Origin of the sequence: Jeongeupia chitinilytica (genome assembly GCF_014652315.1) — a bacterium.
GTDB classification, from domain to species: Bacteria; Pseudomonadota; Gammaproteobacteria; order Burkholderiales; family Chitinibacteraceae; genus Jeongeupia; species Jeongeupia chitinilytica.
Genome location: NZ_BMYO01000001.1, coordinates 1 through 21,542, shown reverse-complemented (window position 1 = coordinate 21,542; position 21,542 = coordinate 1). Strand labels below are relative to the sequence as shown.

Sequence of the window (21,542 nt, the reverse complement as noted above, 5' to 3'; positions counted from 1 at the left end):
TGCATCGGGCGGGCGTCACAGGGTTGACTTCGTCGCCGATGCAGCTTAGATTCAGAAGCGTGCTTGGCCGCTAAGTGGCTGACGAAGCAAGGATTTTTGCAAGGTTTTTTTGAGAAAAGGGAGCGGCATACCGCTCCCTTTTTTATTGGGGCCCCCGTTTTTTTTCAATTGCAGTCTGCGCGCTCGAACTTCGTTCCGGCGTGCAGGGCCGGTGCACACCCGGTCCATGCCAACGGAGAGGAATACACCCGATGTCCATCGTGACCATCACCCCCGAACTGAACTACGGCGACGTCTACCTCGTACCGCAGAAAACCGTCGTCGACAGTCGCAAGGATTGCGACACCTCGGTCGCTTTCGGTCCGCGACGTTTCGCGATGCCGGTCTACGCATCGAACATGAAAAGCGTGATCAACGAAGCGACCTGCCGCCATTTCGCCGAACGCGGCTGGTTCTACACCATGCACCGCTTCAACGTCGATCCGGTGACCTTCTGCCGCAACATGCACGATGCCGGGCTGTTCGCATCGATCTCGGTCGGAGTCAACGATGACACTTACGCCCAGCTCGACGCCCTGCGTGCTGCAGGGATCGCCCCCGAATACATGACACTCGATATCGCCAATGCCTGGTGCGTCAAGGCCGAGCGCATGATTGCGCACGTGAAGAAGCTGTTTCCGAACACCTACCTGATCGGCGGCAACATCGCCACCGCCGACGCCGCGCGCGATCTGCAAAGCTGGGGCTGCGATGCCATCAAGGCCGGCATTGCCGGTGGCCGCGTCTGCATCACCAAGAACAAGACCGGCTTCCACCGGCCGATGATCTCGACCACGCTCGATTGCGCCGGCGCGGTGACGATTCCGGTGATCGCCGACGGCGGCATCACCGAACACGGCGACATCGCCAAGGCACTGGCCTGCGGCGCGACCATGGTCATGGCCGGTTCGCTGTTCGCCGGCTACGACGAATCGGCAGGCGGACTGATCGAGATCGACGGCAAGCACTACAAGGAATACTTCGGCAGCGCCTCCGAGCACAACAAGGGTGCGTACGTAAACGTCGAGGGCAAGAAAATCCTTGTGCCCTACAAGGGCAGTATCGAGAAGCTGCTGGTCGAGCTGCAGCAGGACCTGCAGTCGTCGATCAGCTATGCCGGTGGCCGCGATCTGGCGGCCCTCAAGGACACTCCGATGATCCGCGTCTAGGCCTCGGTACCCCGCCAGACCGCGGAGCAAAGCCCGCGCACGCTGGCAAGGGCTTATTCACATGGCAAGCGGACGCATCGGCGGCAAGAATGCCGCCGATGCGTTACCTGCCCCCCCTCCTGCTTTCCCTCGCACTCACCGCCTGCGGTGACGATGTTCCCAAGGATGTCCAGCGCGAGCTGCAAAAGCTCGCCCGTCACGAAGTCACCCAGGCGCTGGCCAGGTTGGGTGATCAGTTGCTGCAAACGACATCCGGAGAGGATTCGGGCGTCGGCGCCGCGCCACTGGTGAGCCGCGCCGCCGATGTCGGCCACCGCGATTTCGTCAACGCCAAGCGCGTACTGCCGCGCATCTTTACCGGCGATCTGCGCGAGGAGTTCTACTGCGGCTGCGACTACAGCGACAAGAAGGTGAACTGGTCGTCCTGCGGCTTCAAGCCGCGCAAGAACCCGGAACGTGCCGCACGCATCGAATGGGAACACATCGTTCCCGCGTGGAATCTGGGCCACCAGCGGCAGTGCTGGCAAAAGGGCGGCCGCAAGCAATGCGCCGACAGCGACCCGGTGTTCCAGACCGCCGAAGGCGACCTGGTCAACCTCGTCCCTGCTGTCGGCGAAGTCAACGGCGATCGCAGCAACTTCGGCTACGGCGCGTGGACGCGCAATCCTGTGCCCATGTACGGCCAGTGCCGGACCATCGTCGACTTCCAGCAACGCCGGGCCCAGCCGCGTGAGGAAGTCCGTGGCCGCATCGGCCGGACCTATCTCTACATGTACGAGCGCTACGGCCTGACGATGAGCCGGCAGGAAAAGCAGCTGATGTGCGCGTGGGCGAAAACCTACCCGGTCGACGCCTGGGAGACCGCTCGCGACCGGCGCATTGCCGCCATCCAGGGCAACGGCAACCGCTTCGTTACCGAACCGAAGGCCGTTGCCGCCGCCTGCAGCGGCTGATCGCACACCGCACTGCCCGTGCCGTTCGCCCGGCGCTAGCCCGGATCGCGCAACAAGCGCAGCGCCGAGGCACGCGACAGCTGACGCCGCTCCCACGCGGTGATCAGTGCGGCAAGCAGCACGCCGGTTGCCAGACTCATCAGCGGCAGTTGCCAGTTCCACGGCACCGTCAATTCGAGCACTTCGCGCGCCAGCAGCCAGCCCGACACACTGGCCGCGACGCCGGCAACGAGCCCCGCCGTCGCGCCGATGGCCGCGCCTTCGATCCATTGCACCCTGGTGATCTGCGCCCTGCTGGCGCCGAGCGCGCGCATCACCGCCGCCTCGCGCCGGCGTTCGGGCGCGGTCGTTTCCAGCGCGGCCAGCAGCACGGTCAGCCCGGCCGCGAGGCAGAAGCCGAACACCAGCCGCAGGGCGCTCGATGCCAGCTCGAGCACGCGACGGACTTCGCCGAGCACCTCGCCGACATCAATGAAGGTGACGTTGGGGAACTGTGCCGACCAGCGCGCGACGACATCGCGACGCTCCACCGGCAGGTGGAAGCTGGTGATCAGGCTGGCCGGCAGCTCGGCGAACAGCGACCGCGTGCCGACGACGAAGAAGTTGACCCGGAACGAATCCCAGTCGACCGTACGCAGGTTGACGACCGGCGCGCTCACCCAGGTGCCCGCGACGTCGAAAGTCAGCGTATCTCCGAGCCTGATGCCCAGCGTCTTCGCCAGCCCGGCTTCGACCGAGTAGCCCGGTTTCGATTCGTCGAGCGGTGTACCGGCGTCGAGCCGGTTGTCCGCCCGCAGCGTCTCGCCCCAGGACAGGTTGAACTCGCGCTCGGCCAGCCGCTGCGCGCGGTCTTCCTCGAAACGTTTCGGATCGACCGGCTTGCCGTTCTGCGCCACCCAGCGACCGCGAATCATCGGCTGCAGTGCCGGCGGTGCGAAGCCGGCATCGGCAAACGCCTTGTCGAACGACGCCGCCTGATCGGGCTGGATGTTGATTGCGAACTGGTTCGGCGCATCGACCGGGACGCGTTTCTCCCAGGCACTCAGGAGATCGCGTTCGACCACCGTCAGCAGCCACAGCCCCAGCAGGCCGACCGCCAGCGCGCCGAGTTGCGCCGCTGCCAGCCAGCGTCGGCGGGCCAGTTGCCGCACGGCAATCCGCGCAGCGAAGCCCTTGGCGAAACGGCCGAACAGCAGCAGCAAGGCCCAGCCCAGCAGGCCGGCCGCCAGCAGCGCACCGGCGATGCCGGCGGCGACGATGGCGGCGAGCTTGGCGTTGCCCGCCACGCCGACGAAGAGCGCTGCCGTGGCGATACCGGTCAGCGCCAGCGTCAGCCACAGCCGTGGCGGCGCGGTCGTTTCACGCCGCAGCACGCGGATCGGCGGCGTCGCCGCCAGCCGCAGCAGCGCAGGTCCGGCGACACCGATCAGCAGCACGCCGCCGAAACCGCAGGCGGCAATCCACGGCCAGACCGAGCCGGCCGGCAGCGGTGCCGGCAGACGGTCGCGTACCGCCCAGCCCAGCACCTCCTGCGCGCCCCAGCCCAAAGCACCTCCGGCGAGCGCGCCGAACACGAACAGCAACAGCAATTCGCCGAGCAGGATGCCGCGAATCTGCGCCCGTGTGGCCCCCAGCGTCACGTACAGCGCAACGGCATCGGCACGGCGGGCAGCGAAGCGGCGGGCCGCCAGCAGTACGGCAGTCCCCGACAGCGTCGCCGCGAGCAGCGTGACCAGCCGCAGGAAGGTTTCCGCGCGTTCGAGCGCGGTCTTGACCTCGGGCCGTGCCTCGCGCACGTCCTCGAGCCGCTCGCCGCGCGCCAGCGCGCTACGCGCCTGCTGCTGCCACGCGGCGACCGCCTGCGGCGGGCCGGCAACGAGCAGACGGTACTTGATCCGGCTGCCAAAGCCGACCAGCCCGGTCCGGGCAAGGTCGGCGGCATTCATCATCAGCCGTGGCTGCAGGCTGGCAAAGTCGAGCGCGGCGTCGGGCTCGCGTTCGATCAGCGCTGCAACGTTGAATTGCGTGTTCCCCAACCGCAGGGCATCACCGACCTTCAGGTTCAAGCGGTTCGCCAGCCGCGGATCCAGCCAGACCGACCCTGCCGGCGGCGCGCCGGTAGCGGACTCGGCGTGCCCGGTCAGCCACAGCTTGCCGCGCAGCGGATACGCGCCGTCGATGACCTTGACGCTGGCCAGCACCGCCGCGTCGCCCTTGGCTGCCATGCTCGGGAACGCCTGCGTCTGCGCGACGACCAGCCCGGCAGCGCGGGCTGCGCCGGCAAAATGCGCCGGGATCGGGTGGTCGGCGGTCAGTACCGCGTCGGCGGCCAGCAGGTTGTTCGCCTCGGTGTTGAGCAGTTTGGCCATGCGGCCGGCAAACAGTCCGACCGCCGTCAGCGCGGCAATCGTCACGACCAGCGCGGCGATCAGCGTCCGGTAGTCGCCGGCAGCAAGGCCCCGGCGGAATTGGCGCAGCGCGAGCTTCATGCGGCAAACCCGCGTTGCTCGATCACGCGCCCTGCGGCAATCCTCAGACTGGTGCTGCAGCGTGCGGCCAGCGCCTCGTCGTGCGTCACCAGCACCAGGGTTGCACCGGTTTCACGGTTCAGCTCGAACAGCAGGTCGGCGATTTTCTCGCCGGTGTGGGTATCGAGGCTGCCGGTCGGTTCGTCGGCATAAAGGATGCGCGGCTCGGTGCAGAATGCCCGCGCCAGCGCGACGCGTTGCTGCTCGCCGCCCGACAGCGTGCGCGGCGTGTGCTCGAGCCGCTTGCCGAGGCCGACGCGCTCGAGCCAGCCTGCGGCGATGTCGCGCGCCCCCTTGCGGGATGCCAGCTCCAGCGGCAGCATGACGTTCTCGATCGCGGTCAGTTCGGGCAGCAGCTGGAAGGACTGGAACACGAAGCCGGCCAGCCGGCCGCGCAGCCGTGCACGACCATCTTCGTCCAGCGAGGCCAGATCGGTCCCCGCCAGTGCAACGCTGCCGCTGCTGGCCAGGTCAAGCCCGGCGAGCAGCGCCAGCAGCGTCGACTTGCCCGACCCGGACGCGCCGACGATGGCCAGGCTTTCGCCTTCGGGCAGCGAGAACGAGATATCGGCAAGCAGGTCGAGCGGGCCGTCGGCCACAAGTACGCGCTTGCCGAGCGCACGGCATTCAAGAACGGAATCGGACACGGGAGCAGAACTGGCAATGGACATGAGGGACCGGATGGGAAAGGTGTGGGGACGGATGCTGCTTCAGCTTACGGTGTTCTGCGGCATCGCGCTGCTGGCCGGCGGCGCACAGGCGGCGAAACCGGTACTGCTGGTGTTCGGCGACAGCCTGTCGGCCGGTTACGGCATCGCCGCCAATCAGGCTTGGCCGGTGCGGCTCGAGTCGCTGCTGTCGGAAAAAGGCAAGCCGTACACCGTCGTCAATGCCAGCGTATCAGGAGAAACGACCGACGGCGGGCTCACGCGGTTCCCGCAAGCGCTGAAAATCCACAAACCCAGGCTGGTCATCATCGAGCTGGGGGCCAATGACGGCCTGCGCGGACTGCCGGTCGCCAAGGCCAGGAGCAACCTCGGCGCCATGATCGCCGCAGCGCAGAAAACCGGTGCCAGGGTCCATCTGGTCGGCATGCAGATGCCGCCAAACTATGGCCCGGACTACACACGCGACTTCGCCGCAATGTATCCGGCCCTGGCGAAGCAGTACCGCGCCGGATTGACGCCCTTTCTGCTGGCCCCGGTGATCAACCGGCCGGACTGGTTCCAGCCCGACCAGCTGCATCCGGTTGCGGATGCGCAGCCGGCGATCGCGGCCATGATCGCCAGGGACCTCGCACCGCTACTCTGAACCGGGTGTCGGTGTCGGTGTCGGTGTCGGTGTCGGTGTCGGTGTCGGTGTCGGTGTCGGCACGCCATCGTCGGGCGGCTCAGCGTCGCCCGGTGCGTCCGTCGGTGCAAGCAGGGCATCGGCCGCACCGGTATCGATCAGCACCACGACGCGCTCGACGCCGCCGACCAGCCTGGCCGCGACGGCAGCGTGTGCGGCGTAGGCCGGTCGGGTTTTGCCGAGCAGGTAGACGACGCGCCGTTCGGTGACGACCATCAGGTGCATCGAATCGAGGCTGTCGCTAGCATAGGCAATGACGTTCGCCTTCACCTGCGCGGTCAGGCGGGTATCGGTCGCGCGTTCGGCGGGCGACGACGGGGACGCGACCACCGTTTCGTCGTACAGCCGGCGCACGCCGGGATCGGCCCTGCTCAGCGCAGCCAGCCGCCCGCGCGCATCGGCGTCGGGGACCTCGCCGCTCAGCAGCACCGCACCGTCGAACACGTTGACGCTGACATGGGCCGTCCCGGCGAACTCGGCGTCGATGGCCTTGCCGAGCCGGCCGGCCAGTTCGAAATCGTCCTTGATCACCGCAACCGGACGCGGATCGGTGCCGACGACGACGCCGATCTCGATCAGGTTGACGGCCAGCATCAGCGGCACGCAACCGGCGACGAGGACCAGCAGCAGAATCAGGGCACAGCGCTTCACGACCGTTCCTCCTGCGAACGGCAGTGCGCTGCGCCCCCGGCAGGTTTACTTGCGCAGCGCCTCGTCGGCCGGACCGACCGGATTCGCTTCGACCAGCTTCACCACCTGTGCGACGCCGTCGACCATGCTGGCGGCGCGCGCCGCCGCATCGGCGATGTCCGGCCGCGAAATACCCATCAGGTAGACGACCTTGCGCTCGGTCACGACCATCAGGTGCAGCGCGCCGCTGTCACCGGCGCTGGTCATGATCGCCGTCTTCACCCTGGCGGTCAGCTGGGTGTCGTTGAGCCGATCGGTACTGCCGGACACCGGCGCCACCACGGTTTCATTGTAGAGCTTGCGCAGCCCCGGCTCGGTGCGCGCCAGCTCGGTCAGCTTCTGCTGCGCGGCCGCATCGGGCACTTCGCCCGACAGCAGCACGATGCCGTTGTAGGTGTTGACGTTGACGTGCGCCCGGTCCTTGTAGGCGTCGAGGATCCTGGCGCTGATCCGTGCGCCGAGGTCGAAGTCGGTCTTGATCGTTTCGGCGCGGCGCGGGTCGGAACCGACCATCGCACCGACCGCGACGGCGCCGGCCACGACGATCGGCACGCAGGCCGACAGGGACAGCGACGCCACCAGCGCGGCCGCTACGATACGGGACTTCTTCATTTACTCGCCTCCCAACAACATGTAATCGATCGTGTCACACAACGCGTGCACGAGGGTGATGTGTGCTTCCAGAATCCGTGCGGTGCGCTCGGCCGGCACGCAAAGGTGCAGGTCGTCACCGACCAGCAAGTCTCCGATCTGGCCGCCATCGTTGCCAGTGAGCGCAATCACACTCATCTGCCGTTCGTGCGCGGCATTGATCGCGGCGACGACGTTGGCCGAATTGCCCGAGGCCGAAATCGCCAGCAGCACGTCGCCGGCACGGCCGACCGCGTGCACCTGCTTCGAGAACACCAGATCGTAGTCGTAGTCGTTGGCGATGGCCGACAGCACCGACGAATCGGTCGTCAGCGCCACCGCCGACAGACCCGGGCGCTCGCGCTCGAAACGCCCGACCATCGCCGAGGCGAAATGCTGCGCCACCGCGGCCGAGCCGCCGTTGCCGCAGGCGAGGACCTTGCCGTCGGAGATCAGCGTCTGTACGACCTTTTCGGCCGCAAGACCGACGCTGGGACCGAGGACGTCCATCGCCATCTGTTGCGTGGTGACGCTTTCTTCGAAGTGCTGGCGCACCCGCTGCAGTAAATCCATGTGCTTGCCTTTCCAATTCAATGAGCCGCCCCGCCGGGGGTCAGGCCTCGATACAGTGCTTGAGCCAGGAAATGGCGTCGCCGTCGATGCATACCGCGTCGAAGCGACACGGCGGCACGGGCGAAACGCCAAGAAGATAGGTCTGCGCCGCAGCAACGAGTCTGGCCTGCTTGGCCGGGGTGATGCTGGCTGCGGCGCCACCGAAACGGCCGGAAGCACGCTGTCTGACCTCGACGAACACCAGCGTGTTCCCGTCGCGGCAGATCAGGTCGATCTCGCCGCGCCGACACGACCAGTTGCGCGCGACGAGCGAGAGACCCTGCGTGCACAGGTAATCCGCGGCACGTTGTTCGGCCGCGGCACCGGCCTCTCGTTTAGAGGATGGGAACACCGTCGTCCGGCACGATGTCGCTGCTCGCCGGCGCACTGTCGCCGATCCGTTGCGGCAGCAGTCGTCGTTCGATCACGCCGTCCTTGCCCTGCGACAGCTGGCCGCTGACGCCGTCGAACGCCACCGGTTGGCCCGGTGCCACGACCAGCGCCGCAGCCACCCGCCAGGCATCGACGCCAAGCGCGAACAGCCGCTCCAGATCGTTGGACTGCGTGCGTGCCCGGGCAAACAGCGCGTAATACGGATCGTCGGCATTGGCGAGCCAGGGCATGTCGAGGTAACGCACGCCGGCCAGATCGGTCAGCGCCGTTGCCGGCAGCGGTCCCGGACTGATCTGCGAGGTTGCGTAAACCGGTACATCGGCGCCGATGAAGGGCCGCAGCTTGCGGCCCTGCTTGAAGCCGCTGGCAAGGAAGACCGCGTCGTAGCCCTTGAGCTGGGCCTTGAGCCCGCCCAGTGCCGGCGTATTGCCGATGTCGATCACCGGTGGCGGGGTTGCGCCACCGGCCGACCAGACGGCGGAAAATCCCTGCGCCATGCGCCGGGTCAGCACGCCGGGCGCCTGGACGATCACCGGATTGCGCACGCCGTCCTCGCGCATCAGCCGCGCGACTTCGCTGGCCTCCTGCTCGACCGACAGACTGAAGCTGTAAAGGTTGGCGCGACGCAATGTCTGCGCATCGAAGCCGTTGAGCGCCACGACCGGGACCGGGAAACGGCCGTTGTCGGCGAGGAAATTGACCGCACTGCGCGTCAGCGGGCCGATCACTGCAGCGGCGCCGCCGTCGATGGCCTTGTTGTACTGCGCCAGCACGTCGTCGTCCTGGTCGCTGGTATCGAACACGCGCACCGGCGGTTCCTTGCCCTGACCGTAGACGCGCTCGGCGCCCATCACGCCGTCCATGATCTGCTGCACCGCCGGCTTGAGCGCCTTGCTCGACGTCGGCAACAGCAGCGCAATGTAGGCATCGTGCTGCACCGGCGCGGTGACGACGGGTTCGTGCGGCAGCGGCGTGATTTCTACCGGCGATGGCTTGACCGGCGCCGGACGCGCCACGACGCTGGGCGCCGGGGTAGGCTGCGACGCGACCGGCGCGGGTTTGGTGGCGCAGCCGGTACTGACACCGGCCAGCAGCGCGCCGTATAGTAGCGCCCGCAATCCACGGCCGCCGCCGTATCCTATCCGGCGCAACACGCGCCATGGAGCCTGAATGTGCATCACGATCCTTACCAGGTAGCCCGGGCTACATTATATGTGGTGGCCACGCCCATCGGGAACCTGCGGGACATCAGCCAGCGTGCGCTGGATGTCCTCGCCGGTGTCGACGTCGTCGCCGCCGAAGATACCCGTGTCTCGGGCCAATTGCTGCGACATTTCGGCATCCAGAATTCGCTGCTCAGCCTGCGCGAGCACAACGAACGTGCCATGGCCGAGCGCATCATCGCGCGGCTGGCCGCCGGCGAATCGGTCGCCCAGATTTCCGACGCGGGTACACCGGGCATCTCCGACCCCGGAGCGGTGCTCGCCGCCGCGGTGCATGCCGCCGGTTACCCGGTGGTGCCGGTGCCGGGTGCCAGCGCACTGACCGCCGCGGTGTCGGCCGCGGGTTTCAGTTGCCCGCACACGCTGTTCTACGGCTTCCTGCCGCCCAAATCGAAGCAGCGCCGCGACGCCCTCGCGCCATTGGTCGTGCTGCCCTACCTGACCGTGTACTACGAAGCACCGCACCGCATCGTCGACTGCCTGACCGACCTCGCGGCAGTATTCGGCGATGCACGCCAGGTGGTGATGGCGCGCGAGTTGACCAAAACCTTCGAAACCATCCGTCGCAGCACGCTCGGCGAACTGCTGCAGTGGGTTCAGGCGGATAGCAATCAGCAGCGCGGCGAATTCGTCCTCGTCGTCGACGCCGCCGAACCGGTCGAGAACACCGACGAAGCCGCGCACGATGCGGTGCTCTCCCCTCTCGTTGCCGAACTGCCGTTGAAACAGGCCGTTGCACTCGCGCAGTCGATCACCGGCGCACCGCGCAACCTGTTGTACGAACGTGCGCTGACGCTGAAGAACACCGCGGAATAGGCTTGCCGGGCATCGCCACTTCGGCGATAATCCCGCCCTTGCCCGCCCAGGTGGCGAAATGGTAGACGCAGGGGACTCAAAATCCCCCGCAGCAATGCGTGTCGGTTCGAGTCCGACCCTGGGCACCATAGGTTTTATGCGGGTTGCAGCCTGTTCTGCGCTGACAACTCTGCTTTCAAGAAGCTGGAGTTATTGCAACTTGCAATAACTCCCCGTCTCCAGCGCCCTTCCCGACAATCTCAACGCCCCGTCGTACGCGCGCGGGAGCCGCAATCTGCGCTTACTCCGGCTCATTGTCGGTGCTCGATCCCGTCCTTGACCGAGTCGCTGTCGTGCGTGATGCCGTCCGAACCTGTCGTGCTGCATCGGCCCCCACAACGGCACAGTGCCCACCTGTCGACTTGCGGCCGTAACAACCTTGCGTTTTGGTCGAACAGTGCCCCATCACCTCCGCAACCTGCTCTTCGGTGAACCGGTCGCTTGCCTTCAGATCCGACGCCACCTGATGCCGGAGTGAATACGGCGACAACTTTTTCATCTCCAGCTTTGCCGCTGCCCGGGTCACGGCCATTCCGTACGCTTTCGTTGTTTGCATCATGACGTACTGCTTCTGTTGTTGCGCCTGCTGCTGGACCAACTGATCGAGCACATCGCGATAAACCTCATGCGCTTCGTCCAACACGACACGGATCGTTCGTGTCGGCTGACCGTTCTTTGCTGTCACCTTTGCCCCCTGGATCAAGATCCTGTACTCCTGGGTATTCGGATCAAAACCGATCTCAACGCCCAGTTTCAATTCACGGGGGCGACACCCCGTCAATGTCTGGATCACAAAGGCTTCGCGATGTTGCTCTGGTATTTTCTTGAGCACGGCCACTTGCCAGTCATTGGACAAACCTATAATCGAGCGGCGTTTGCCCTTCTTTTTTGTCTTACCTGGTTTAATGACGCCTTTATCTACTTTGCATTGAAATTCGCTCTTCCCCGAGCGGGCAATTTCATCGCAGGCGCGCTTTGGCAGAATAACGCTAAGGAAATTATACACTTCCAGTATTTTTTTGTTCAGCTCAACCAAAGCCGGATAATTTTCGGCGTCGGAACCTTGATCAAGGCGCCCCCAATCAACCAAATACTGCTTGGATTTTTCCAAGCACCGAAAACGAATTGCTGCACGCGTTTGATCGTAGCTCGGCTTGGAGGCACATGCATTCAAAAATACCAAGGGATTGAGGTTGCTCTTCCTCACTCGCTCCCAAATGGCACTGTATTGATTCAGTGTTGATTTCGACCAGTCATACTTTTCTGCGTTTACGATTTTCCGCAAGGCATCCCGATCGGTGCGCATCCGTTTCAGCTCCTCGACGCTGAGCGCTTCGGCTTGGTTCGTTGTTTCGTCATTGACCATCATGATTTCACTTCCCCCTGAAAGAACGCCATGAAATAGCAACACGGATCATCAATCCGGCCACGACCTCAATCTGAAGAAGCGACGCAACAGATTCAGCCGGATCGATCCTGACGTTACCCGCCGGTTTGGATGCCGACAACTGTCAATAGCACTTGAACGCAATACCATGGCGCGCCGCGCCCGGCAGGCTTTTCAGCTTGAACCGGGATGTTTGCGATACACCGTCCAGGGGCAATCTCGACAGATCAATGCGATCAGACATACTGCAAGCGGCCCCAACAAGACTGGCGTGTGCCGATCGTGATGCCTGAGCCGACCGGGCTCCTGAGTATGGCGCCCGACTGCGTCGACACTTGCCGACCTCGGAACCTCCAACCGTAACCCCCTCCTGGACTCGGGTGTACTCGAGGCCCAGTCGCACTCCGTGCGTGGCTCGGCGTCTGCCTCGCCACCTTGGGCCCACTTATTCCACTGCCCTGCGGGCGTGGAATAAGCGTAAAAGTGCATGTGGAATATGCGTCGGACCGGCGCGCAGGTACCGGGTAACGTCTAGGTCTGAATCAACGTACCCACGCCCTAGGCAGACTCGATGAGCGTGCGGTCCTCATGTTGTAACGGCGCCGGAGAGACGACGCTCCCGAATTGCTCGCCAGGTGCCCCGGTGCTAAAAACGCGGCGCAACACCGATGACCTGCATCGCGGCACCCCGCGCGATCGCCGCGACAACGGAAGTCCAACGCCACTTCGTATTGAGGAGCTGCTGCCATGAGTTCGAAATCCGCACACGACTATTTGGCCGAAAAATACGGTCATGCACATTCACCGTCCTCTAGCGACATCGCCTCTATCTCCGATTCGGCCTTGGTCATCCGTCCGCATCAATCTCCCTCAGGCGCCAACTCGCCCAGCAATACGAAACAAGGCTTTTGCATTCCGCTCTGCCCATCCAGTGCGCAGCGACCACCCCAAAGCATCATCAGCCGCATCATTGTCATCGGTGCATTGGATTGCGTTCGCGCCGGCCTCAGCCAATACAAGTACGAGGATATCATCGGCGGGTTTCCGGATGAAGTCGGTGAAATCAAATGGCCTGACACACTCACGCCCAAATGGCTGAACGAGGTCATGTGGCGCCGGTTCAACAGGCAATATGAAAATCGCTCATTCAATCCGTATCGTCCGACGGCCGCTTCGCCAAGGGCCATTCGCCATTATGTACGCCGCCGCCGTAGCAGCTTGAACCTTGCCAACCACACCCGAATCAGCCGGGAGCACACCAGCCATGACCTGAATGGCGTTAAAACAACAACCCATATTGAGTTATCGATTGGCGAGCTTGAGCGCAAAAGAATTCCGCATCAACGCAGAGTCAATACGGCGCGGCTTTATTCCGAGTTCGAATACCAAACCACTTCGCTCAACCGTTGTGCGCTGATTTTTACGCTGACGGCACCGAACTCAAAGAACCCAGCAGAAAGCATTGCCCAGCTGGATACCGCACACGCGAGTGCCAAGCGTCAATTTCGCCGACATAATATCGAAGCCCGAAGCCAATGCATCAGGGAACCGCATCTGGCCAATCATCCAGATGGCCGGTGTGCCCGGCATGCACACGATCACGGATTCTTCTATGTCGACCCTGATCATGTGACCAAGGCACTGGCCATTCTCAGGCGACTCGGCTTTTTTGTTGAAGCCTATGGCGAAAACGGCAAAACAGGCTGGCTTTCCTATCTCGCCGACAAACTCCTGCACGACACCGTAGATCGCGCCGCCTGGCGCCAACACGAAGGCATCAAACACTGGCGCTCCAGCGCTGGCAACGGCTCCTGGACGTTCGCAACACGCGCGCGCCGCGCCGCAGCCAAACTCCAGGCCCTCGTGGATGAACGCTTCAAGGCGGGAACCCCGGTCGATCCGGCTGCCGTCGAACTGGTCATGGCAGTCACGCGCAAAGAATGGGCCAAATTTCTCCATTACTGGTCACAGGGAGGCGAGGCACTGATCGAATTGCTGGATCAGGTCGAAAACCGGGACTGGCGGTGGGTGACGTCTGCGCCAACGCCACCTGAAACCCTCGCAGCGATCAAAGCCGACCTGCAGGCCGATGCCGAACAGCTCGTGCAGAAACATCATACCGAGCCGGACACGGCGCAAAGTTGTCCGGGGTTACCAATAAAGTTTTACTCGCAGATCCTGGCACCGTTCGGCGACGATCGGGCGTGGCTCGATCCCTATTGCTGGCAAGACGACGGCGACGTCGTCCGGTTCGAACGCCTTGTGGCCGCGCTGCGGTATCTGGACGAGGAAGCCGCCTGCAATGACTGGATTCGCGACAAGCAGATCTATGACGACAAGGGCAAACTGATGTCCATCGAACAGCTTCTCGGCATCTCGCCTCCGCCCGAGGACGATGAGGGCAGCCCGGTCGAGTGACGCGGACTCAACGCCGGTCGCGCGGTTCCTGTGCCGTGGTCGTCGTATCGTCGACGAGTTCGAACAGCTCGCCGACCGAGACGCCGAGGTAGCGGCACAGCTGCTCGATGACGACGAGGTCCACGCGCTCGGCGGTTTCGTGATAAAGCCGCGTCAACGTGCCCCGGTTGATCTCGGTATCACGCGCCAGTTGGCTGATTTTGATGCGGCGCTCGCCCAGCAAGCGCGACAGGTTACATCTGACCATTGCGTTCATTCTGATCCGTTCGATCTCCTGAAGATCAAAAAGAGCTTGCAAGAATCACTTGGCTCATCCAAATCTGATCTTCAGTAGATCATAAAGCCCGTCAACAGCCCGGATTGATTCCAACAGGTTACGGGAGTTCAGGAGGTGCGTCATGCTCAACGAACCAAACCCAGCTAGCGTGTCGCGTCGACCGCAATGCCCGCTGCCGCGAATTGCGGTGGCGGCGACCGGGACGCTGCAGCAGGTGGTCGTGCTCGATGCCGAGTTCGATTGCTGTGGCGCGTTTGAGTCACGTCTGCGCGAGCTGGCCTTGGTGGTGGTGTGTTTCGACTGGCCGAGCGGCGAAGTGCGGGGCGTGTCGGCGCGGGTGTGTCTGCATCGCGATGATGTGACGCCGGTGCTGCCGTTGTCCGACTGGCAGACCGGGCCGATCGATGCCGCGGTGGTGGCCAGGCTGCTGACCGGGGCGATTCTGATCGTCAGTCACAATGCAGCGTTCGACCGGCCACGGCTGGAAGCGGCGCTGCCGTGCCTGCAGCACGTACGCTGGGCGTGTTCGCTGCGCGAAGTGCCTTGGGATGCGTTCCGGATTCATGACCACTCGTTGCTGGCGCTGGCGACGCAGTACCGCTTGCACTTCCTGCCGCATCACGCGGCGCACGATGCCGAGATGCTGGCGACGATTCTGGCGGCGCCGTTTCCCGGCTACACGACCACGGCGCTGTGGGGGCTGCTGTGGCAATGCCTGCCGCTGTATATCGAGCTGTGTGTGTTCGGCCGGCCCGATGCGGCGTTGCAGACGTGGCTGTGGCGGCACCGTTTCCACTGGGACGAGCGGCGCAACGGCTGGCGCGTCGTGCTGCGCCATGATCAGGCTGAGTTGATCCGTGCCGAGCTGGTGGGATTGTTGCGGTTGCGGGACGACGTGCGGCTCGAGCATGGTGGCTGTCCGCTCGAGATTCGTCACAGTGCGCGGCGCTTGCCGCTGCAGCCGGTGGTGATTCCGCCGGCGGTGGTTCCTGCTGTGGCGAGGACCGGATCATGAACGAGTGCGGCGGATTGGACGGACTGGATGGGCTGAACGAGCCGGATGAAGTGCTGTTGCTGTGCAACGGCGATCCGGTCTGGTCGTCGCTGCCGGCGCCGGACGACGTACCAGTCGCGCCCCTCCCCGATCCCGACTGGCCCGGCTTGCGCTCGCTGCTCGATGCGCGATTGCGGCTGCTGGCCGCCGGCGCGGTGTTGCCGCCGCTGCTGGTTCGCGTCGACGGCGGCGACGATCTGGCATGGCTGCATCAACGCGTCGGGAGTCTGGCGGCCGAGGCCGGCTATGCGCTGGTCGATGACCCGCTGCGCTGGCATGCGGCAAGCGATGCGAGTGCCGCGATGATGGCCTCGCTGTATCTGTGGCTCGATCCGGCTCGGGCGCCTGATGCGTCGGACTGGCAGGCGCTGGCCAACGGTGGCGTGTGGCTGTGGTGGCACGCCGCCGATCCCGTTTGGTTCATTCCGCCGGCGCAGTGGCTGGTGATGCAGCCGGCGGTCGATGCCTTGTTGCGCATCCGGCATCGCTGGGCCGGGCTGGCCGAGGGGCTGGATGTACCACCGGTGTTGCCACCGACACTGGCGCAGGCGCTGCTGGGGGTGCCGGCCAGGCAGTGGCCGGTGGTATTGCAGCTGCTGGCCGATCACTGGCTGGTACGGCGTGCGTTTCCGGCGCCGATGCAGCTGCTGTGTCTGCCGCTATTGCAGGATCTGCGGCTGACATCGCTGGATGACGACGTTGGCGAGCTGCATACCGATACGGTGCAAGCCTTGCTTGGCAGTGCGGCCGCCGGGCTGATGCCGGCGCCGCGGCTGACCTTGCGCACCGGCGCCGAAGTCATGCGGCTGCAGACCGGCGAGCAGGAATTGCGGCTGGAAGTTGCGGTGTCGCCGTTGCGCTGGCATGCGCCGGCGGCGCCAAACCCGGCGCTGGAGTCGTGCATCTATCTGACGGTGGGTTCGCATCGGGGATGGTCGGAGACGGAGCTGCCGATGTTGTGGAGTCTGGTGAACCAGGCGAATCTCGGCGCCGGGCTCGGTCGGGCAGCGGTGAGGTGTGACGGAGGGCAGATCTCGCTGCATCAGTCGTTCATGCTGTCGTGCCCGCCCGGCGCTGATCGTGGCTGGCTGGTGCTGCGCTTGCGCGAATGCCTGCAAGCGACGCTGCGGTTCTGGGCGACCGTGCATGCGAGCGTGCTGTGATGGCCCGCCGCCCTGCTTCACCGCCAACCGCATCGCCGTGTTCGCCGACGGCGTTCAAGGTGGTGCGGCCGCCGGCGCTGTCACCGGCGTTGCTGGCGCGTTACCAGCGCCAGATTCTGGCGCTTGATGGCACGCCACGGCATGGATTCGCAGGGACGGCGACCCAACTGCGTCCTGCCGTGGTGGTCGCCGACGGCGAGGGTGTTCGGCTGGCGGACCCGGCGAAGCTGGCTGCGCGATTGCACGTCGATCCGGGTCGCGGTCTGGCCCATGAGGCGCTGGCCAGGCTGGGCGAGGCCAAACCATTGCGCATCGCCACGGCGGCGGATCTGGATATCCTCGAGGCGCTGGCGCACGACACGCCGAGTCTCACCGGCCTGCTCGCGCCGCTGGCGCAGCGGGTGAAGCTGCAGGTGTTTCAGCAACAGGCCTTGCACCTCGGCGTGCACCTGTTGCTCGGTCCGCCCGGTAACGGCAAGTCGTGGCTGTGCCATCAGCTGGCGGAGAAATTGGCGTTGCCGCTGGCGGAGTTCCAGCTGGGCGGCTCGGGCGACACGCTGTTGCTGCTCGGCAGTTCGCGTCACTGGTCGGGTTCCGGCCCGGGCGAGCTGGTGCGCTTCCTTGCGGGTTCGCCGATCGCCAATCCGCTGCTGCTGTTCGAGGAAGTCGACAAGACCGGCGGCAACCAGCACGGCCGCGTCGCCGATGTGTTGCTGATGCTCGCCGAGCCCGAGAATGCCAGGCGCTTCGAAGACAAGTATCTGGCGGTGCCGGTCGACTTCAGCCACTGCAGCCTGTTGCTGACGGCGAACGACGCGGCGCCGATCGATGCGCCGTTGCGCTCGCGCTGCCGGGCGACGCAAATCGCGCCGCCGACGGCGGCCGAGTGGCCGGCGCTGGTGCAGCACGTCTATCGCAGTGTGCTGAAACAGCAGCAGCTCGACGGCGTCTTCGCCGCGACCTTGCCGGACGCATTGCTCGCGCCCTTGTTGCGAAATTGCAGCAGCATCCGCGCGCTGCGTTTGCGCCTCGAAGCGGCGCTGGCCGCCGCAGTCGACAGCATCGCAAGTGCCGAAGAATTCGGGCGGTTGAAAGGGACGCTGTTGCCGATGCCGGTCGACATTGCCGCACCGCACACCGGCCGGATCGGGTTTGTGTAGCACGGTCCTGAATTGCGTTGTGGACGGTCCCGTCGGTTAATGGCGGCAACTTGCACAGGAGCAGCCCATGACACCCGCGCCGAGCTACACCTACGTCCCGCCCTCGCCCTGGCTCTCCCGTGAGGAGTTGATCGAGCTGGCCGGCGTTGACGACGGTACGGCGACCGCCGCGCGCGTACGGCGCTGGTTGCGCAAGCACGGCATTCCCTTCCTGCCGGCGCTGAACGGCTGGCCGCAGGTCAGCCGGGTCAGGGTGCGCCAGGCCTTGGGTGAGGCCGTCGGCGCGGCCGACGCGCTGCACCTGCCGAACTTCGATGCGCTGGATTGAGGTGATCCGTGGCCCGGCCGAAGTCCGTCAACCGCAGCCTGCCGGCCCGCATGTTTGCCCGAGCCGGCGTGCATGCGACGACGTACTACTACGTCGCCGATCGCCCGGATGGCGGCAAGCGCTGGATCAATCTTGGCCAAGACAAGAAAGCGGCGCTGAAGCGGTACGCCGACCTCGACAATACCGTCATCGAGGCCAGGCCGGTCAACCTGTTCACGACGCTGGTCGAGCGCTATCGGCGCGACGTCTACCCGGGCAAAAGCCCGGCCACCCGCAAGGACAACGAACGCGAGTTCGCCAGGCTGATCGCCGTGTTCGGCGCGATGCCCATCGACGCGATCAAGCCGATCCACGTCCGCCAGTACATGGACAAACGCGGCGCCAAGGCCAAGGTACGGGCGAACCGCGAGAAAGCCCTGCTCTCGCACCTGTTCAACTGCGCACGCGCCTGGGGCGCGACCGAAGCGCCGAACCCCTGCGCCGGCATCAAGGGCTTCTCCGAACGGGGACGCGATCGCTACGTGCACGACGATGAGTTCCGTGCCGTGTACGACCAGGCCGAACCGCCGCTGCAGGACGCGATGGATCTGTATCTGCTGACCGGCCAGCGCGTCACCGACATCACCCGGCTGATGCGCACCGACATCCGCGACGGCCGGCTGTGGATCCGCCAGGCCAAGACCAACAAGCTCATCGGCGTCGCGATCGAAGGCCAGCTCGCCGACGTGATCCAGCGCCTGCTCACCCGCCCCTGCCCGGCGGGCAATGTCGCCTCGCTGCATCTGGTCCGCAACGCCAAGGGCGAGCCGCTGGGCTATGCCCAGCTACGGCGGATGTTCGAACAGGCCAGAACCGCCGCCGGCGTCCACTTCCAGCTGCGCGACCTGCGCGCCAAATCGGCCACCGACGAAACCGACCTGTTCCGCGCCAACGAGCGGCTGGGGCATTCGACCATGGGGATGACCAAACACTACCGGCGGGCGAACAAGGTGGGGCCGCTGCGGTAAGGTGTTTGACGGCCTTGACCCTGAATTTTTCCGTATATCTGTTTTCCGCTCATGAAGCCCCCACACTCCAAAGATAAGAGGCTCTTGGGTGTCCAGATGAGTGGTGGCGATTCACTTCGTCACCCAAGGCAGCCCGTACAGCAAGAACCGAGCACAGCCTCACAGCAACGTGAAACAATCGTCGTATGCGCTGGATGGGCATGCTCTTGAAGTAGCAGCGGCACCTGCTTAAGCGGACACGACAATTTCCATTTCCTGGATGGATGTGAACTGAATTATCATCCAATGATCATCATTGGATTGTGTCGCGCTGCCATGGAAGCCAAGACCGCCCGCTTGACGGTTCTGATCGACCCCGCCAAAAAAAAGGCATTTGAAGAGTTGTGTGAGACTCAGGATCTCACCCCTTCTCAAGTCGTCCGTCAGTTGATTCGGGACTACTTGTCCAAGCACAACGTCAGCTACGACTCCATCTCCCGCGGCAATCCCAAGGTCAAGTAAGTCCACTGGACTCAGCGTCGTTTTACGACTCTCGCATTGATCTCGTTAGCCGCAAAAATCTCCTCGGCATTGACGTAGCTACGGCGACTGGCGATCAGGCGTCGTGCATAGGACAGAAATCCGTACCCGGACTCCTGCTCAAGCGCTTCTGCATGCTGCAACAACCGGGTGTCAGCCGTTCCGAGCAGTGCCGCGTTACGACTGGCAAACGCAATGTAGTTCAAACCGTCCTCAGCCTTAATAACGATCACGTTGTTCCCGAAGGCCCGGCTCATCCGGTACACATGCGTCGGATTGCCGGCGTCCAGCGCCAGCAGGTTGAACACCGCGATACCTTCCGGAGCCAGAGCCGCTGCACAGTCGTCATAAAACGACTGAGAACACAAAGCTGCCGGTAGCCCCTTGAGGTCAAAGCCGTCGACCAGCAACAGCTCTACCTGCTTGGCGCAGTTACGCATGTAGTACGCACCATTGCTGCAGCGCACGGTAAATCGAGGGCTCTCCTGCGGAACCAGGAAGTCGTCGCGCAATGCGATGACCGTCGGGTCGATCTCGCAGACTTCGATGGTTGCCAGCGGGAATGCACGATGACAGTACTTGGCCAGCGAACCACCACCAAGGCCGATCATGGCAATGCGCTTGGGGCTGGCAACAAAAAAGCGGAACGCCAACATCGTCTTCGTATAGCCGAGTACCAGACGGTACGGATCATCTATCGCCATCTTGCTCTGAACGGCCGTCAGGTCGAAATGCAGGCTCTGGAAAGCACCGCCGCGCATGACGAATGCCTGCTTGTCGTTGCCGGCTGCCAACAGCGCATCAAAGTTCATCGGAATATCGGACACGGGGAAACCTATTCGTCGCGGCTGCGACGGTAGTACGAAATTGAAAACGGGCACCTGACTTCGATGTACTGCGGGAGGTAGCCCAGTGCGCCATGCAGGATGTCCGAGCCGAAGCGCTCGATTCGGCCCCGCGTCGACTCGACCAGTATCTCGATGTCGTCGCTACTTTCGCAGACCAGTCGGCAGCTCACCTCGGATGCCTCTGCCAACTGAGACAACCCGATTCGCCAAGACCGGACCGAATGCGGACCGACAATACGCAGCATCTCGAGTGTGATTGCAGGCGGATGCGTTACCGGCATCAGACAAACACCCGTTCAATAGCGCCGGACACGTTCATTGGTCGTTCGAGTCCTTAGGCGCGCCGTCGAAATACTGCTTGCTGGTCGCAAGCCAAGCCTCAGCCACTTGGCTCAACTTCCTGCGCGCTGCGTTCCCCTCTGTATGCGCTGCGCAGTCAGCCAGTGCCGCATTGAAGTGACGGAAGTAGTTGGTCATGCCAATGAGCGCAATCAAGCCGGCCTTTTCGAGCATGGCGTGCACACGGTCATTCGCCCCGGAAATCACGACACGCACCCCCCGTCTTTGCAGGTCACTGACCACCTCCTCCAGTGTCTGCAGCCCGGTAATGTCGATGTACGGCACCCAACGCAAACGGATGATCAACACACGTGGGTCGGTATGCGTGCTGGCCAGCGCCCGTTCGAAATTCTCCACCGCGCCGAAGAAGAACGGCCCTTCAACGGCATAGACAAGTACACCTGGCGGCAACGCACTCACCCCTTGGGCAGCAAGTTCGGACTGCAGCTCCTGGTCGGTACTGGCGCGGACCTCAACGCTAGCGGCCATCTTGCGTAGGAAATGCAGCGTCGCAAGAATCACGCCGATGTTCACTGCGACAACCAGGTCGGCGAACACCGTCAGACAGAACGTCACCAGCAGGATGGCGACATCAGCGCG

23 protein-coding genes and 1 tRNA gene are annotated in these 21,542 nt (G+C 64.2%); 12 read left to right on the top strand and 12 right to left on the bottom strand.

Annotated features, from left to right (window positions below; genetic code table 11):
* Positions 1 to 251: 251 nt before the first annotated feature.
* Entirely contained in the window at positions 252 to 1,208 is a 957-nt protein-coding gene (locus tag IE097_RS00120) for a GMP reductase (protein ID WP_189458125.1), read from the top strand.
* Positions 1,209 to 1,306: 98 nt separating this feature from the next.
* Positions 1,307 to 2,161, top strand: a complete 855-nt coding sequence (locus tag IE097_RS00115; protein ID WP_189458124.1) for an endonuclease — start codon at positions 1,307 to 1,309, stop codon at positions 2,159 to 2,161.
* A gap of 35 nt (positions 2,162 to 2,196) precedes the next feature.
* Here IE097_RS00115 and IE097_RS00110 read toward each other — a convergent pair whose 3' ends face one another.
* Together IE097_RS00110 and IE097_RS00105 are read right to left on the bottom strand one after the other, a co-directional pair.
* Positions 2,197 to 4,650 (bottom strand): ABC transporter permease, encoded by a 2,454-nt coding sequence (locus IE097_RS00110; protein ID WP_189458123.1) that lies wholly within the window; start codon positions 4,648 to 4,650, stop codon positions 2,197 to 2,199.
* A complete protein-coding gene (locus IE097_RS00105) occupies positions 4,647 to 5,336 on the bottom strand; it encodes an ABC transporter ATP-binding protein (protein ID WP_229797332.1) in 690 nt (229 codons plus the stop codon). Before IE097_RS00105 ends, IE097_RS00110 begins: the two co-directional genes overlap by 4 nt.
* Before the next feature lie 55 nt (positions 5,337 to 5,391).
* Between IE097_RS00105 and IE097_RS00100 the strand changes: the two genes are divergently transcribed.
* On the top strand, positions 5,392 to 6,000 hold the full coding sequence (locus IE097_RS00100; RefSeq protein ID WP_229797331.1) for an arylesterase: 609 nt from the start codon (positions 5,392 to 5,394) through the stop codon (positions 5,998 to 6,000).
* Here the strand turns inward: IE097_RS00100 and IE097_RS00095 are convergent.
* Genes IE097_RS00095 through IE097_RS00075 form a run of 5 tightly spaced genes read right to left on the bottom strand, consistent with a single transcriptional unit; the run spans position 5,992 to position 9,542 of the window.
* Complete coding sequence (locus tag IE097_RS00095) at positions 5,992 to 6,690, bottom strand: BON domain-containing protein (RefSeq protein ID WP_189458120.1); 699 nt, start codon at positions 6,688 to 6,690, stop codon at positions 5,992 to 5,994. The two genes, IE097_RS00100 and IE097_RS00095, sit on opposite strands and share 9 nt — an antisense overlap.
* Positions 6,691 to 6,735: 45 nt before the next feature.
* Entirely contained in the window at positions 6,736 to 7,341 is a 606-nt protein-coding gene (locus IE097_RS00090) for a BON domain-containing protein (protein ID WP_189458119.1), read from the bottom strand.
* A complete protein-coding gene (locus tag IE097_RS00085; RefSeq protein WP_189458118.1) occupies positions 7,342 to 7,932 on the bottom strand; it encodes a phosphoheptose isomerase in 591 nt (196 codons plus the stop codon).
* Positions 7,933 to 7,972: 40 nt separating this feature from the next.
* Positions 7,973 to 8,323, bottom strand: a complete 351-nt coding sequence (locus IE097_RS00080) for a YraN family protein (RefSeq protein ID WP_189458117.1) — start codon at positions 8,321 to 8,323, stop codon at positions 7,973 to 7,975.
* On the bottom strand, positions 8,307 to 9,542 hold the full coding sequence (locus IE097_RS00075) for a penicillin-binding protein activator (protein ID WP_189458116.1): 1,236 nt from the start codon (positions 9,540 to 9,542) through the stop codon (positions 8,307 to 8,309). Before IE097_RS00075 ends, IE097_RS00080 begins: the two co-directional genes overlap by 17 nt.
* A gap of 36 nt (positions 9,543 to 9,578) precedes the next feature.
* Between IE097_RS00075 and rsmI the strand changes: the two genes are divergently transcribed.
* Positions 9,579 to 10,403 carry a 16S rRNA (cytidine(1402)-2'-O)-methyltransferase gene (gene rsmI / locus IE097_RS00070; RefSeq protein ID WP_189458668.1) on the top strand — a complete coding sequence of 275 codons (825 nt, stop codon included), beginning with the start codon at positions 9,579 to 9,581 and terminating at the stop codon, positions 10,401 to 10,403.
* Positions 10,404 to 10,447: 44 nt separating this feature from the next.
* Positions 10,448 to 10,531, top strand: a tRNA-Leu gene (locus tag IE097_RS00065).
* Positions 10,532 to 10,683: 152 nt separating this feature from the next.
* On the opposite strand, the gene IE097_RS00060 is transcribed toward IE097_RS00065, so the two are convergent.
* On the bottom strand, positions 10,684 to 11,811 hold the full coding sequence (locus IE097_RS00060; protein ID WP_189458115.1) for a site-specific integrase: 1,128 nt from the start codon (positions 11,809 to 11,811) through the stop codon (positions 10,684 to 10,686).
* A 765-nt stretch (positions 11,812 to 12,576) separates the two neighbouring features.
* Here IE097_RS00060 and IE097_RS00055 point away from each other — a divergent pair.
* Entirely contained in the window at positions 12,577 to 14,247 is a 1,671-nt protein-coding gene (locus IE097_RS00055; protein WP_189458114.1) for a hypothetical protein, read from the top strand.
* A gap of 7 nt (positions 14,248 to 14,254) precedes the next feature.
* Here the strand turns inward: IE097_RS00055 and IE097_RS00050 are convergent, their stop codons facing one another.
* Positions 14,255 to 14,503, bottom strand: coding sequence for a helix-turn-helix domain-containing protein (locus tag IE097_RS00050; RefSeq protein ID WP_229797330.1), 249 nt, complete (start codon positions 14,501 to 14,503; stop codon positions 14,255 to 14,257).
* A gap of 142 nt (positions 14,504 to 14,645) precedes the next feature.
* Here IE097_RS00050 and IE097_RS00045 point away from each other — a divergent pair, with 142 nt between their 5' ends.
* The 6 genes from IE097_RS00045 (at position 14,646) to IE097_RS00020 (ending at position 19,737) form a co-directional block, all read left to right on the top strand.
* Positions 14,646 to 15,539, top strand: a complete 894-nt coding sequence (locus IE097_RS00045; protein ID WP_189458112.1) for a hypothetical protein — start codon at positions 14,646 to 14,648, stop codon at positions 15,537 to 15,539.
* On the top strand, positions 15,536 to 16,741 hold the full coding sequence (locus IE097_RS00040; protein WP_189458111.1) for a hypothetical protein: 1,206 nt from the start codon (positions 15,536 to 15,538) through the stop codon (positions 16,739 to 16,741). Before IE097_RS00045 ends, IE097_RS00040 begins: the two co-directional genes overlap by 4 nt.
* Positions 16,741 to 17,901, top strand: a complete 1,161-nt coding sequence (locus IE097_RS00035) for an AAA family ATPase (RefSeq protein WP_189458110.1) — start codon at positions 16,741 to 16,743, stop codon at positions 17,899 to 17,901. The genes IE097_RS00040 and IE097_RS00035 overlap by 1 nt, the downstream gene beginning before the upstream one ends.
* A 67-nt stretch (positions 17,902 to 17,968) precedes the next feature.
* Positions 17,969 to 18,229 carry a DUF4224 domain-containing protein gene (locus IE097_RS00030; RefSeq protein WP_189458109.1) on the top strand — a complete coding sequence of 87 codons (261 nt, stop codon included), beginning with the start codon at positions 17,969 to 17,971 and terminating at the stop codon, positions 18,227 to 18,229.
* Between the two features lie 8 nt (positions 18,230 to 18,237).
* On the top strand, positions 18,238 to 19,236 hold the full coding sequence (locus tag IE097_RS00025; RefSeq protein WP_189458108.1) for a tyrosine-type recombinase/integrase: 999 nt from the start codon (positions 18,238 to 18,240) through the stop codon (positions 19,234 to 19,236).
* 315 nt (positions 19,237 to 19,551) lie between these two features.
* Positions 19,552 to 19,737 carry a ribbon-helix-helix protein gene (locus IE097_RS00020; protein ID WP_189458107.1) on the top strand — a complete coding sequence of 62 codons (186 nt, stop codon included), beginning with the start codon at positions 19,552 to 19,554 and terminating at the stop codon, positions 19,735 to 19,737.
* Positions 19,738 to 19,748: 11 nt separating this feature from the next.
* On the opposite strand, the gene IE097_RS00015 is transcribed toward IE097_RS00020, so the two are convergent.
* The 3 genes from IE097_RS00015 to IE097_RS00005 all read right to left on the bottom strand — a co-directional run.
* Positions 19,749 to 20,582, bottom strand: a complete 834-nt coding sequence (locus IE097_RS00015) for a spermine/spermidine synthase domain-containing protein (protein ID WP_189458106.1) — start codon at positions 20,580 to 20,582, stop codon at positions 19,749 to 19,751.
* A gap of 8 nt (positions 20,583 to 20,590) precedes the next feature.
* Positions 20,591 to 20,773 (bottom strand): hypothetical protein, encoded by a 183-nt coding sequence (locus tag IE097_RS00010; protein WP_189458105.1) that lies wholly within the window; start codon positions 20,771 to 20,773, stop codon positions 20,591 to 20,593.
* Positions 20,774 to 20,918: 145 nt separating this feature from the next.
* The coding region (locus IE097_RS00005) for an STAS domain-containing protein (RefSeq protein ID WP_189458104.1) at positions 20,919 to 21,542 on the bottom strand (624 nt) is incomplete at its 5' end.

Coding starts and splice junctions, on each gene's coding strand:
- IE097_RS00120 (WP_189458125.1), top strand. CDS start 252: ATGTCCATCGTGACCATCACCCCCGAACTGAACTACGGCGACGTCTAC.
- IE097_RS00115 (WP_189458124.1), top strand. CDS start 1,307: ATGCGTTACCTGCCCCCCCTCCTGCTTTCCCTCGCACTCACCGCCTGC.
- IE097_RS00110 (WP_189458123.1), bottom strand. CDS start 4,650: ATGAAGCTCGCGCTGCGCCAATTCCGCCGGGGCCTTGCTGCCGGCGAC.
- IE097_RS00100 (WP_229797331.1), top strand. CDS start 5,392: ATGCTGCTTCAGCTTACGGTGTTCTGCGGCATCGCGCTGCTGGCCGGC.
- IE097_RS00090 (WP_189458119.1), bottom strand. CDS start 7,341: ATGAAGAAGTCCCGTATCGTAGCGGCCGCGCTGGTGGCGTCGCTGTCC.
- IE097_RS00085 (WP_189458118.1), bottom strand. CDS start 7,932: ATGGATTTACTGCAGCGGGTGCGCCAGCACTTCGAAGAAAGCGTCACC.
- IE097_RS00075 (WP_189458116.1), bottom strand. CDS start 9,542: ATGCACATTCAGGCTCCATGGCGCGTGTTGCGCCGGATAGGATACGGC.
- IE097_RS00060 (WP_189458115.1), bottom strand. CDS start 11,811: ATGATGGTCAATGACGAAACAACGAACCAAGCCGAAGCGCTCAGCGTC.
- IE097_RS00055 (WP_189458114.1), top strand. CDS start 12,577: ATGAGTTCGAAATCCGCACACGACTATTTGGCCGAAAAATACGGTCAT.
- IE097_RS00050 (WP_229797330.1), bottom strand. CDS start 14,503: ATGAACGCAATGGTCAGATGTAACCTGTCGCGCTTGCTGGGCGAGCGC.
- IE097_RS00045 (WP_189458112.1), top strand. CDS start 14,646: ATGCTCAACGAACCAAACCCAGCTAGCGTGTCGCGTCGACCGCAATGC.
- IE097_RS00040 (WP_189458111.1), top strand. CDS start 15,536: ATGAACGAGTGCGGCGGATTGGACGGACTGGATGGGCTGAACGAGCCG.
- IE097_RS00035 (WP_189458110.1), top strand. CDS start 16,741: ATGGCCCGCCGCCCTGCTTCACCGCCAACCGCATCGCCGTGTTCGCCG.
- IE097_RS00030 (WP_189458109.1), top strand. CDS start 17,969: ATGACACCCGCGCCGAGCTACACCTACGTCCCGCCCTCGCCCTGGCTC.
- IE097_RS00020 (WP_189458107.1), top strand. CDS start 19,552: ATGGAAGCCAAGACCGCCCGCTTGACGGTTCTGATCGACCCCGCCAAA.